This is a genomic window from Cellulomonas sp. P5_E12, assembly GCF_054049315.1.
In genome coordinates, this window is the sequence record NZ_JBFUMP010000002.1 from 274769 (window position 1) to 286287 (window position 11519).

Annotated in this window: 10 protein-coding genes; 4 read left to right on the forward strand and 6 right to left on the reverse strand. The window is 73.9% G+C overall.

Features of this window, described 5'->3' with window-relative positions; genetic code table 11:
* Positions 1–18: 18 nt before the first annotated feature.
* Together ACXJKA_RS02705 and ACXJKA_RS02710 are read right to left on the reverse strand one after the other, a co-directional pair.
* A complete protein-coding gene (locus tag ACXJKA_RS02705) occupies positions 19–1104 on the reverse strand; it encodes a nitroreductase/quinone reductase family protein (RefSeq protein ID WP_456823625.1) in 1086 nt (361 codons plus the stop codon).
* The gene (locus ACXJKA_RS02710) at positions 1101–1487 is read right to left on the reverse strand and encodes a hypothetical protein (RefSeq protein ID WP_456823626.1); all 387 of its coding nucleotides are present in this window, start codon (positions 1485–1487) and stop codon (positions 1101–1103) included. Before ACXJKA_RS02710 ends, ACXJKA_RS02705 begins: the two co-directional genes overlap by 4 nt.
* A gap of 204 nt (positions 1488–1691) precedes the next feature.
* Between ACXJKA_RS02710 and ACXJKA_RS02715 the strand changes: the two genes are divergently transcribed.
* Together ACXJKA_RS02715 and ACXJKA_RS02720 are read left to right on the forward strand one after the other, a co-directional pair.
* Positions 1692–4472 (forward strand): FAD-binding and (Fe-S)-binding domain-containing protein, encoded by a 2781-nt coding sequence (locus ACXJKA_RS02715; protein ID WP_456823627.1) that lies wholly within the window; start codon positions 1692–1694, stop codon positions 4470–4472.
* A 42-nt stretch (positions 4473–4514) separates the two neighbouring features.
* Positions 4515–5150: a cysteine hydrolase family protein gene (locus ACXJKA_RS02720; RefSeq protein WP_456823628.1), complete on the forward strand. Its 636-nt coding sequence runs from the start codon at positions 4515–4517 to the stop codon at positions 5148–5150.
* Here ACXJKA_RS02720 and ACXJKA_RS02725 read toward each other — a convergent pair.
* From ACXJKA_RS02725 to ACXJKA_RS02735, 3 genes are read right to left on the reverse strand one after another with little or no spacing between them, the layout of a single operon-like run.
* A complete protein-coding gene (locus tag ACXJKA_RS02725; RefSeq protein ID WP_456823629.1) occupies positions 5144–5989 on the reverse strand; it encodes a VOC family protein in 846 nt (281 codons plus the stop codon). The two genes, ACXJKA_RS02720 and ACXJKA_RS02725, sit on opposite strands and share 7 nt — an antisense overlap.
* A gap of 32 nt (positions 5990–6021) precedes the next feature.
* Positions 6022–6903: a GNAT family N-acetyltransferase gene (locus ACXJKA_RS02730; RefSeq protein ID WP_456823630.1), complete on the reverse strand. Its 882-nt coding sequence runs from the start codon at positions 6901–6903 to the stop codon at positions 6022–6024.
* On the reverse strand, positions 6900–8171 hold the full coding sequence (locus ACXJKA_RS02735) for an alpha-hydroxy-acid oxidizing protein (protein ID WP_456823631.1): 1272 nt from the start codon (positions 8169–8171) through the stop codon (positions 6900–6902). Before ACXJKA_RS02735 ends, ACXJKA_RS02730 begins: the two co-directional genes overlap by 4 nt.
* Positions 8172–8245: 74 nt before the next feature.
* On the opposite strand from ACXJKA_RS02735, the gene ACXJKA_RS02740 reads away from it, so the two are divergent.
* Positions 8246–9235 (forward strand): aldo/keto reductase, encoded by a 990-nt coding sequence (locus ACXJKA_RS02740; protein ID WP_456823632.1) that lies wholly within the window; start codon positions 8246–8248, stop codon positions 9233–9235.
* Positions 9236–9239: 4 nt separating this feature from the next.
* On the opposite strand, the gene ACXJKA_RS02745 is transcribed toward ACXJKA_RS02740, so the two are convergent.
* Positions 9240–10340 (reverse strand): DNA glycosylase AlkZ-like family protein, encoded by a 1101-nt coding sequence (locus tag ACXJKA_RS02745; RefSeq protein ID WP_456823633.1) that lies wholly within the window; start codon positions 10338–10340, stop codon positions 9240–9242.
* A gap of 53 nt (positions 10341–10393) precedes the next feature.
* On the opposite strand from ACXJKA_RS02745, the gene ACXJKA_RS02750 reads away from it, so the two are divergent.
* Positions 10394–11500, forward strand: coding sequence for an AAA family ATPase (locus ACXJKA_RS02750; RefSeq protein WP_456823634.1), 1107 nt, complete (start codon positions 10394–10396; stop codon positions 11498–11500).
* The last annotated feature ends 19 nt before the right edge of the window (positions 11501–11519 follow it).

Here is an 11519-nt window from a genome sequence, read left to right on the forward strand (position 1 = left end):
CCGCCTCCCGGGGCGGTGTCACGGGTCGACCGGGGTCAGCCGGAGCAGCGGGATACGCCGGGGCGTGGTGGTCCAGTAGTGCTCGAGCCTCGGGTACGCCGTGGTGAGCACCGTGCGGGCGTCGTCGTAGTCGCCGTTCTGAAGCTCCAGGGCCCGGACCACCCGGACCCGCGGGCCGATCTCGACGTCCGCATCGGGGTCCGCGACGAGGTTGAAGTACCACCCCGGGAGCGCGGCCCGGCCGCCGTTCGTCGCCATCACCACGTAGGCGTCGTCGACCTCCGCGAACACGACGGCCACGCTGCGGACGAGACCCGACCGGCGCCCGGTCGTCGTCAGCAGGAGCACCGGCGCGCCCTTGGCGCGACCCATGAACCGGCCGCCGGTCGCGCGGTAGCCGGCGATGCAGGCCCGCGTGAGCTGGTTCATGAGCTCCCGGACTGCCGCATCGACCGTGGGGGGCCGGATGCCGAGCACCAGCGGCCACGCCGTCAACGCGACCCAGCCGAGCACCCCCGGCACGAGTGCGACGACCAGGGCGGGGCTGCCCCACGGCAGGAGCGCGAGCCCGGCCAGTCCGACGACCGCGCCGAGCACGAAGACCAGGACGGTTGCCCGCCCGGTCGCCGCGGCGACCCCGCCGATCGCGCCCCACCGGGCGCCGCGCCGCGAGACGAGCCAGACCCAGCCGACCACGAGGGGGAGGCCGACGGCCGACACGGCGTACTGGTCGTCGAGGGTGATCTGCTCATGGACCAACAGCGGACCGGCGACCGCCATCGCGGCGAGACCGACGACCGTGAGCGCCGACCAGACGCGCACGAGGCCGTCGCGCAGGACGAACGCGAACCAGGCAACCGCCGGGATGAGCAGGAACCACGCGAGCGAGCCGACGACGTCGTTCGCGCGGCCGGCCCAGTGCCACGGGCCGCCCGACGTGGTGAACGGGTCGGCGAAGGCGAAGAACGCGGCGAGCAGCGCCGTGCCGACCACGCCACAGACTCCGCTCGCGACCGTCAGTGCGCGGACGTGGGGTGGCATCGGCATCGGGGCGGCGCGCAGGCCGCTCGCGGCGCCCGCCCTCGCGGCCGAGGGCGCGCTCACCATGCACCTTCGGGCGTGCCCGTCGAGAAGCCCAGCGGCGTCGGCGTCTCCACCCGTCGAGCGTGCGCGCACGCGACGCCTTCGGACGGCGACAGGTGTTCGTAGCGGGCGCACGGGTCCAGGCACGAGCTGGCGCCGGGGCGCATGTGGTCGCCCGGGCACCGGTCGGCCGGCGCCGTGGCGTACTGCGCCGGGCTGGGGGCCGGCGTGGCGGCCGGCCCGGTGGCGCCGAGCACGCTCGYGGTGAGCACCACCGCGAGGCAGGCGGCCGCGAGCGTGGCGAACGCGGCCCGTGCCGCGCGGGGAGGCGGCCCTTCGGCTGAGTTCTCGCTCGGGTTGAGCGGGTCGTCCAGCTCGACGATCGACATCCTGATGCGACGCATCGGTTCCTCCTCGGGGAGCACCTGACTCCTGAGGTACGAACGTCTCGCCGGGGTGTCCCGGGCGTCATGGGGCACCCGTCCCGGGCGGCCGGGAGGAATGCCCGACCGGGTGGGGGCAGCCGCCCCGGTCAGCCCGGCGAGGGCGGTCCTCGACGGCGGCGCCGACTTGTCCGACAATCGCACGACACGTGATGAGGGAGCCCGATGACCTCGACGGCACCGACGCCGCTCGCCGCCCTGCTGGCCGGGTGCGTCGCTGAGCGTGCGCAGGTCCGGACTGACGAGCTGAGCCGCCGGGCCGTCGCGCACGACGCGTCCCACGTGCTGCTGGTCCCCGAGGCGGTGGTGGCCCCGCGCAACGCCGCCGAGGTGGGCAGGCTGCTGCGCGCGACGGCCGACGCGGGGGTACCGCTGACCTTCCGCTCGGGCGGGACCAGCCTGTCCGGGCAGGCCGGCAGCGACGGCGTGCTGGTGGACGTGCGCCGGCACTTCCAGGGGGTCGAGGTGCTGGACGGCGGCGACCGTGTGCGGGTGCAGCCCGGCGTGACGGTCCGCCAGCTGAACGCACACCTGGCCCGGTTCGGTCGCCGGTTCGGGCCGGACCCGGCCAGCGAGGTCGCGTGCACCGTCGGCGGGGTCGTCGCCAACAACTCCTCGGGCATGGCGTGCGGCACGGCCGAGAACAGCTACCGCACCCTGGAGTCGCTGGTCGTGGTCCTCCCGTCGGGGACGGTCGTCGACACCGGCGCGGCTGACGCGGACGAGCTGCTGCGCGTCGTCGAGCCTGTCCTGTACGCGGGCCTGCACGCGCTGCGCCGACGGGTGCTCGACGAGCCTGCCTCGGTGGCGACCCTCGCCCGGCAGTTCGCGATGAAGAACACCATGGGCTACGGCCTCAACGCGCTGGTGGACTTCGACACCGTCCCGCAGATGCTGGCGCACCTGGTGGTGGGCAGCGAGGGGACGCTCGCCTTCGTCGCCTCGGCGACGTTCCGCACGGTCCCGCTGCGCACCCACGCGGCGTCGGCGCTGCTCGTCTTCGACGACCTCTACGCGGCCAACCGGGCGCTGCCGGCGCTGGTCGCCACCGGTGCCGCCACCCTCGAGCTCATGGACGCCACCTCGCTGCGGGTCGGGCAGACCCTCGCCGACTGTCCGCCGGCGGTCGCCGCGCTCACCGTGGACCGGCAGGCGGCACTGCTCGTGGAGTACCAGGCGACGACCGCCGATGAGCTCGCGTCGCTGGTCGGCGGCGCGCGACCCGTGCTCGGCGGGGTCCCGCTCACCGCCGACCATGGAACCCGCCATCAGCTCTGGAAGCTGCGCAAGGGGCTGTACACCTCGGTGGCCGGCGCGCGCCGCAGCGGGACGACCGCCCTGCTCGAGGACGTCGTCGTGCCGGTGGAGCGGCTGGCGGACACGTGCACGTCACTGACGACGCTCTTCGGCCGGTACGCCTACGACGACGCGGTGATCTTCGGTCACGCCAAGGACGGCAACCTCCACTTCATGCTCACCGACCGGTTCGAGTCGGGCGAGCAGCTGGCGCGCTACGCCGCCTTCACCGAGGACCTGGTGGCGCTCGTCCTGGACAACGGTGGATCGCTGAAGGCCGAGCACGGCACCGGCCGCGTCATGGCGCCGTTCGTCCGGCGCCAGTATGGCGACGAGCTCTACGACGTGATGCGCGAGGTCAAGCGCCTGTTCGACCCGCGTGGGCTGCTCAACCCCGGCGTCCTGCTCTCCGACGACCCCGACGCCCACCTCCGGCACATCAAGCTGGCCCCGACGGTCGAGGCGGAGGTCGACCGCTGCGTCGAGTGCGGCTACTGCGAGCCGGTGTGCCCGTCGCGGGACCTCACCCTGACGCCGCGCCAGCGGATCGCGCTGCGCCGGGACATCCGAGCGGCGGAGCTGGCGGGCGACGAGGCCACGGCCGCGCGGCTCGAGCGCGCCTACGAGTACCCCGGCGTGGACACCTGCGCGGTCGACGGGATGTGCGCCACCGCGTGCCCGGTCGGCATCAACACCGGCCTGTTGATCAAGACGCTCCGCCGCGAGAACCTGTCCGCGCCCGAGGGAGCGGTCTGGACCGCGGCGGCGAAGCACTGGGGCGCGACGACGGCCCTCGCCGGGACCGCGCTCACCGTGGCCCGTGCGGTGCCCGGCCCGCTGGTGCCTGCCGTGACCGCGGCGGCCCGCGCGGTCCTCGGGACCGACACGGTGCCGCAGTGGACGTCCGACCTCCCCGGCGGCGGTGCGCCCCGCCGCCGACCGCGGCCCGTCGCGGCGCCCGACGGCGTCTACGTGCCGGCGTGCGTCAACGTGATGTTCGGCCCGGCCGAGGGGCCCGGCGTGCAGGTCGCGTTCGAGGACCTCTGCGCGGCCGCGGGCATCACGCTGCTGGTCCCCGAGGGGATCGAGAACCTGTGCTGCGGCACGCCCTGGTCGTCCAAGGGGATCGCCGCGGGTCACGACGCGATGCGCGCCGCCGTCCTGCCCGCCCTGCGCGACGCGACCGACGGGGGCCGGCTGCCCGTGGTCTGCGACGCCTCGTCGTGCACCGAGGGCTTCCGCCAGCTCGTCGGGGGCGAGGTGCAGGTCGTCGACGTCGTGGCCTTCGTCGCCGACCGCGTGCTGCCGGTCCTCGGACCGTTCCGCCGGCTCGACTCCCTCACCCTGCACCCCACCTGCTCGTCCACGCAGCTGGGGCTCGACCCGGCCCTGCGCACGGTTGCCGAGGCCGTCGCCGAGACGGTCACCGTGCCCCTCGACTGGGGGTGCTGCGCCTTCGCGGGCGACCGCGGGATGCTGCGCCCAGAGCTGACCGCCGCGGCGACCCGTCGGGAGGCCGCGGAGGTCGCTCGTCTGGGCGCCCAGGCGCACGCCAGCTGCAACCGCACCTGCGAGCTGGGCATGACGCGGGCCACGGGCGCGACCTACCGGCACGTCGTCGAGCTGCTGGCCGACCAGGCCCTCCACTGATCCGCACCACAAAGTTCCGCACCATCCAGCAAAGGAGCAGAGATGAACCCGGAGACCACGGCACTCGTCCTGATCGAGTTCCAGAACGACTTCACCAGCGAGGGCGGCGTGCTGCACGGCGCGGTCCAGGACGTCATGGAGAGCACCGGCATGCTCGCGCACGCCAGGACGGCGCTCGAGGCCACGCGCGCCGCGGGTGCCACCGTGATCCACAGCCCCATCGCATTCGCCGCGGGGTACGGCGAGATCACCGCGCACCCCTACGGGATCCTCAAGGGCGTCGTCGACTCGAACGCCTTCGTCAAGGGCTCGTGGGGCGCCGACTTCGTCGAGGACGTCGCCCCCGCCGGCGACGACATCGTCGTGGAGGGCAAGCGCGGTCTCGACGCCTTCGGGTCGACCAACCTCGACTTCATCCTGCGGTCCAAGGGCATCACGACGGTGGTGCTGGGCGGCTTCCTCACCAACTGCTGCGTGGAGTCGACCATGCGCTCGGCCTACGAGAAGGGCTTCGAGGTCATCACGCTCACCGACGCCGTCGGCGCCACCTCGCAGGCCGAGCACGACAACGCGATCACCTACGACTATCCGATGTTCTCCAAGCCGATGACGGTCGACGAGTACGTGGGGACCCTCCGCGGCGCGGCGGTGACAGCCGACAGCTCGCGCGGCTACTGAGGGGCGAACTGGCTGGCGGTGAACACGGCTCCCTGCGGGTCGCGGATCGTCGCCGTGCGCGCCCACTGGTTCTCCTCGGTCGCGACGACCGCGCCCCCGTGCGCGGTCGCCAGCGCCGCGGTCTCGTCGCGGTCCGCCACGGCGAACGAGACGTGCCAGTGGGGCGTCTCGTTGTCGCTGAGTGGCGCGATCCAGCCGATGGCGTCGGCGAACCCGGGCGGCACGGACACGCCGGACTGCCGCTCGTGGATGTCGGGGTCCACCGTGGCCGCGAGGTGGTCGCCGTACCCGGGGACGCGGATCATCGTGGCGAACCCGACATCCGCGACCTCCCACCCGAACGCCCGGGTGTAGAGGCCGGGGGCGGCGGCCGGGTCGCTGGTGTGCAGGTCGCTGAAGTTCCAGGCGCCCGGCGCGTTGACGATCTGTGCGCCGAGGCGCCGCTTCGGCTGCCAGAGCCGCAGGTCGGCGCCCTGCTGGTCGGTGAACGCGGCCCACGCGCCGCCCTCGCCCGCAACCGTCGGGCCGGTGGTGATCGTGCCGCCCGCCGCGACAACCCGGGCGAGCGCCGCGTCGAGGTCCTCGACGGCGACGTAGGTGTGCCAGGAGGGGTCGGCCGGCGCGTCGCCGGAGGGGTCCGACGGTCCGCCGATGCCCGCGGCGTCCCGGCCGTCGACCTGCGCGATCACGTACCGGAAGGGCAGCCCGGGCGGCGTGGCGTCGTGGAACGACCACCCGAGGACGGGGCCGTAGAACGCCTTGGCCGCCTCGACGTCCGGCTGCTCGATGTCGACCCAGGACGTCACGCCCGGGGGATAGGTCCGCTGCTGCTGCGTCATCCCGTCAGGCTACGAAGAGCCACCGACATGCGTCAGCCCCGTAGGTCGAGCTCCAGCAGCGTGCAGGAGAAGTCGGCGAAGTCGCGCTGCCCGACGGCCCGGAACCCGTAGGCCTCGTAGTAGGCGCGCAGCACCGGGTTGGTGGTCCGGCAGTCGAGCCGGAACACGTCGACCCCGGCGTCGCGCCCACGGGCGGCCGCCCAGTCGAGCAGTGCCGTGCCGATGCCCGCGCCGGTGTGGCGGCGGTCGACCATGAGGCCGTGGACGTAGACCGCAAAGGAGCCGTCAGCCCCCCAGAAGTCCGGGTCCGACCACAGCAGCCGGACGGCCCCGACGACACCGCCGTCGTCGCGCACGACGTGCCACTCGCCCGCATCGACCTGGGCCGCGACCCGCTCCCGCGGCAGCGAGCCCCGCGGCCACTGGACGGTGCCGTTCGCGGCCATCCAGTCCTCGAGCGACCGGCGCAGCGCGTGGATGGCGTCGACGTCGTCGCCGGTCGCGAGGACGGGCGCGATGTGAGCTCCGAGCGGCGACCGGTCGCCCACCAGCCACAGGTGGCCGAACGGGTCGACGAAACTGCCCTGCCGGTGCGGGCCCCACGGCATCTCGTGGGTGCGGACGGGGTCGACGTCGCCGTCCGCCCCCGCGTCCACCGCGCGCGCGATGAACGAGTCCGGGTCGTCGACGAACACCTCGACGCGGACGGTGCGGCCGCCGAGCTCACCCGGTGTGGCCCAGCGGTTTCCCTCGGGCTGACCGAGGAAGAACGGCGCCCCGTCGACCGAGAGCCCGACGACGGATCCGAGGTCCCAGAGGATCGTCGCGCCGAGCGCGCGTCCGTACCAGCGGGCGGCGGCCCCCGCGTCGGGGACGGCGAGCATCACCGAGATCACGGGCGGTTCGGCGGTCATGGTGCCTCCGCGAGCAGGTCGGGGCCGATCTGGTCGATCGAGCGGACGCCGCACAGCGCCATGGTGAGGTCGAGCTCGGCCCACAGGTGCTCCAGGACCGTGCGCGCTCCGTCGGCCCCGGCCAACGCGAGCCCGTAGACCCAGGGCCGGCCGACGAGGACGGCGGCCGCGCCCAGCGCGAGCGCCTTGACCACGTCGGCGCCGCCCCGGATGCCGCTGTCGAACAGGACGGGGACCCGGCCGCCGACGACATCGACGACCCCGGGCAACGCGTCGAGCGAGCCGACGGCCCCGTCCACCTGCCGTCCGCCGTGGTTGGACACGACGATGCCGTCGACCCCGTGGTCGAGCGCGAGCCGGGCGTCGTCGGCGTGCTGGATCCCCTTGAGCACGATCGGCAACGAGGTGCGTTCGCGCAGCCGGGCGAGGTCGTCCCACGTCAGCGACGACCGCGAGAACACGTCGAGGAACGTCTCGACGGCGGCGCGCGGCAGGGGCGAGCGGAGGTTGGTGCGCAGGTCACCGGGGTAGTGGCGGGCCATCGAGAGCAGCGCCCGGACGGCCGCGGGCGTCGGGCGGTCCGTCGAGGGGCTGGTCGTCGCGGCGCGCGCGTGCACCAGCCGGCGGAATGCCGGGTCGCTGGTGTATTGCGCGATCCCCTCCGCGCGCGCGAACGGCAGGTAGCCGAGGTCGAGGTCCTTGGTCCGCCAGCCGAGCACGTGGGTGTCGAGCGTGACGACGAGCGCGTCGCTGCCGATCGCCGCGGCGCGGTCGACGAACGAGTCGACGACGTCGTCGTCCTTGCTCCAGTAGAGCTGGAACCAGCGCGGGGTGTCACCGAGCTCGGCGGCCGTCTGCTCCATCGGGACCGAGCCCTGCGACGAGATCACCATCGGCAGGCCCAACGCCCGTGCGGCCCGGGCCGCGGCGAGGTCGGCGTCCCGGTGCGCCATCTCCAGCACGCCGATGGGGGCGAGCAGCAGGGGGGCGGGGATCCGGCGCCCGAAGAGCTCGACCGAGGTGTCCCGGCTCTCCACGTCGACGAGCATCCGCGGCACCAGCCGGTGGCGCCCGAACGCCTCGACGTTGGCCCGCGCGGTCTGCTGCCGGCCGGCGCTGCCCGCCACGTACGCCCAGGCGGCCGGGCTCATCCGCCGGCGAGCCGCCGCGGCCAGCCGCGCGGGCTCCACGGGGACCACGGGTCGCCGCCCGAACACCCCGGCGCGGTAGATCCGGGACTGCACGTCGCGGCCCGAGAATGCGCTCACGGCGTGAGTCTGGCACGCCAGGGCGGTACTGCCAGGGCCTCCCTCGTCGCCGGGCCGCGACGTACCGTCGAGGAATGGACACACGCACTCTCGGACAGGGCCTCGAGGTCTCCGCGATCGGCCTCGGCTGCATGGGCATGAGCCAGAGCTACGGGCCCAACCCCGGCGACCGGCAGGAGATGATCGGCGTCCTGCGCGGCGCCGTCGACCGCGGGGTGACGTTCTTCGACACCGCCGAGGTCTACGGCCCGTTCGTCAACGAGGAGCTCGTCGGCGAGGCCCTGGCGCCCGTGCGCGACCAGGTCGTCATCGCGACGAAGTTCGGGTTCGACCTGCACGCCGACGGCTCGCACCACGGGCTGTCGAGCCGACCGGAGCACATCAAGGAGGTCGCCGACGCCTCGCTGCGGCGCCTCGGCATCGACGTGATCGACCTCTTCTACCAGCACCGCGTCAACCCCGACGTGCCGATCGAGGACGTCGCCGGTGCGGTCGCCGAGCTGGTCGCCGCCGGCAAGGTCCGTCACTTCGGTCTGTCCGAGGCGGGTCCGGCGACGATCCGGCGGGCGCACGCCGTGCACCCGGTCACCGCCCTGCAGAGCGAGTACTCGCTGTGGACGCGGGACCCGGAGGCCGACGTGCTGCCGACGCTCGCGGAGCTCGGCATCGGGTTCGTGCCGTTCAGCCCGCTGGGCAAGGGCTTCCTCACCGGCACGGTCGACGCGTCGACGTCGTTCACCGAGAAGGACATCCGCACCACGATCCCGCGGTTCACCGAGGAGAACCGGCAGGCCAACCAGGCCCTCGTCGACCTGGGCGCCGAGGTCGCCTCCCGGCACGCTGCCACGCCCGCGCAGGTCGCGCTCGCCTGGCTGCTCGCCCAGCAGCCGTGGATCGTGCCCATCCCGGGCACCCGCCGGCTCACCCGGCTCGAGGAGAACATCGGCGCCGCCGACCTCCAGCTGACCGCGCAGGACCTGGCCGACCTCACCTCCGCCGCCGACCGCATCGGCGTGCACGGCAACCGCTACAACGACGCCGGGATGCGCATGGTCGGGCTCTGAGCGCTCAGTCCTCCCGCGCCAGGTCCAGCTCCAGCCATCGGGCCAGGTCCTTGATCTCGGCGTCGACCAGCGCAGCATCGGCCGCACTCCACGACCCGTCCCGATGGATCGCGTGGACGCGCAGGACTCCGGCCTTGACGTCAGCCGCGGCGTCGAGCTTCCCGACGAGCCGGTCGCCCACCAGGATCGGCAGCGCGTAGTACCCCCATCGGCGCTTGGCGACGGGCTTGAACATCTCCAGCGCGTACTCGAACTCGAAGATCTCGGCCATCCGCTTGCGGTCGCTGAGCAGCCGGTCGAAGGGTGACAGGAGCGCGGCCCGCCCCTCGAACTGGCCGTCGAGCAGCTCCGGGTCGACCCGCCACGTTCCCCGGACCCCCTCGACGACGGCCGGCTCGCCGGCCTCGCCCACGGCCAGGGGCTCGACCGGCTGCTCGGTGCCGGTGGGGCGCGCGATGCCGAGGGCGCGCAGGCGTCGCTCGTCCCGGAGGCGAAGGGCCTCCGCGGGCGGGGGACCGGGGTCGTCGGGGTAGATGCGCTCGGCCAGGTCCCAGAGCCGGTCGCGTCCCCGCCGCCCGGCCACGGCGACGTCGCCGTTGTGGACCATGACCTCGAGCATCATCACGACGTTCCGGTTGTTGTTCCAGCCGCTCGACCGCCACGGCCGCACGCAGGTGTCCGGGAGCTCGCGCGCCGTCAGCGGGCCGTCCGAGCGGAGCAGCTCGAGGATGTCCTGGCGGCAGCCCTCGTTGTCGTGCAGCCAGCGGGCGTTGGCCAGCTGCCAGCCCTTGACGTCCGGACCCGTTCCCGGCCACTGCGCCATCTCGGCGCGGAACAGCGCGATGTCCTCCGGCACCCGGACCGTCCCGCGGAAGTCGAGCAGCGACAGGTCGTCGAGTGCGTCGGCAAGCTCGCGCGGGTCGTAGGCCGAGCCGAGCCGGCTCCACAGGACGAGGTCGGCGCTGGGGGCGATCGCGCTGGTGGGTTCGAGCTGGACCATGGTCAGCCGCCGCACGACCTCGTGGACGTCCGTCGGCCGTTCGGCGGTGAGCAGCTGTGCGCGCACCGCGATCCGACGTGCCTGCGCACGCGAGAGGACCTCCATGCCCCGCGACCCTACGACCCCCGTCCGACACGAGCGCTCGCTAGGGTCGCCGCATGATCCGGACGCTGGCCGTCGAGCGCTACCGGAGCCTGGACGAGGTCGTGCTCGGGCTCGACCGGCTCACCGTCGTCGCGGGCGCGAACGGGAGCGGCAAGACCAGCGTCTACCGGGTGCTCCGCCTGCTCGCCGACATCGTGCGCGACGGCGCGATCAGCTCGCTCGCCCGTGAGGGCGGCATGCGCTCGGCCATCCACGCCGGGCCGCGCCCGAAGGGGCCGGTGGCCGTGCGGCTCGGCGTCGCGACGGAGGACCTGTCCTACGCGATCGATCTGGGCCTGCCGCAGATGGGGCCGTTCAGGCTCGACCCGGAGATCAAGTCCGAGGTCGTCTGGGCCGGTCCCGTGCTGCGGCCGTCCACCGTGCTCACCGAGCGCATCGGGATGCGGGTGCGGAGCCGCGAGGACGACGGGACCTGGCACGACGCGCCGCTCTCGGTCAGCCAGCACGAGTCCGTCATGGCCGTGCTCGCGGACCCGAGCGCGACGCCGGAGCTCTTCGCCCTGCGGGAGCAGGCCCGGCGCTGGAGGTTCTACGACCACCTGCGCACGGATGCCGACGCCCCGGCCCGCAGGCCCGGGGTCGCAACCTTCACTCCCGTCCTGTCACCCGGTGGCGACGACCTTGCCGCGGCCCTGCTGACCATCGGGCGCATCGGGGACGACGAGACCCTGCAGGCCTGCGTGGACGCCGCGTTCCCGGGCTCCGAGGTGGTCGTCGACGAGGACGAGGACGGGACGTGCCGCGTCGGCATGACCCAGCCCGGGCTGCTCCGGGCGCTCTCGGTCGCCGAGCTCTCCGACGGGACGCTTACCTACCTCCTGCTGCTCGCGGCGTGCCTGGCCACCCGGGCGCCCGACCTGCTCGTGCTCAACGAGCCCGAGTCCAGCCTCCACCCGAGCCTCATGCCGGCGGTCGGAGCGCTGATCGCCTCGGCCTCCGAGCGCTCGCAGGTGCTCGTCGTGACCCACTCGGGCGACCTGGTCCGGGCGCTGCGGGAGGCGGGCTCGACCACCGTCGAGCTCAGCAAGACCGGCGCGGCCACCACGGTCGCCGGGCGCGAGCGGTTCGACGGCCCGCCGTGGACGTGGCCGAAGCGCTGACCCCCTTCCCGTCGGCGGG

Bases quoted from the DNA above. Each gene is read 5' to 3' on its own strand.
- ACXJKA_RS02715 (WP_456823627.1), top strand. From the start codon at position 1,692: ATGACCTCGACGGCACCGACGCCGCTCGCCGCCCTGCTGGCCGGGTGC.
- ACXJKA_RS02720 (WP_456823628.1), top strand. From the start codon at position 4,515: ATGAACCCGGAGACCACGGCACTCGTCCTGATCGAGTTCCAGAACGAC.
- ACXJKA_RS02725 (WP_456823629.1), bottom strand. From the start codon at position 5,989: ATGACGCAGCAGCAGCGGACCTATCCCCCGGGCGTGACGTCCTGGGTC.
- ACXJKA_RS02730 (WP_456823630.1), bottom strand. From the start codon at position 6,903: ATGACCGCCGAACCGCCCGTGATCTCGGTGATGCTCGCCGTCCCCGAC.
- ACXJKA_RS02740 (WP_456823632.1), top strand. From the start codon at position 8,246: ATGGACACACGCACTCTCGGACAGGGCCTCGAGGTCTCCGCGATCGGC.
- ACXJKA_RS02745 (WP_456823633.1), bottom strand. From the start codon at position 10,340: ATGGAGGTCCTCTCGCGTGCGCAGGCACGTCGGATCGCGGTGCGCGCA.
- ACXJKA_RS02750 (WP_456823634.1), top strand. From the start codon at position 10,394: ATGATCCGGACGCTGGCCGTCGAGCGCTACCGGAGCCTGGACGAGGTC.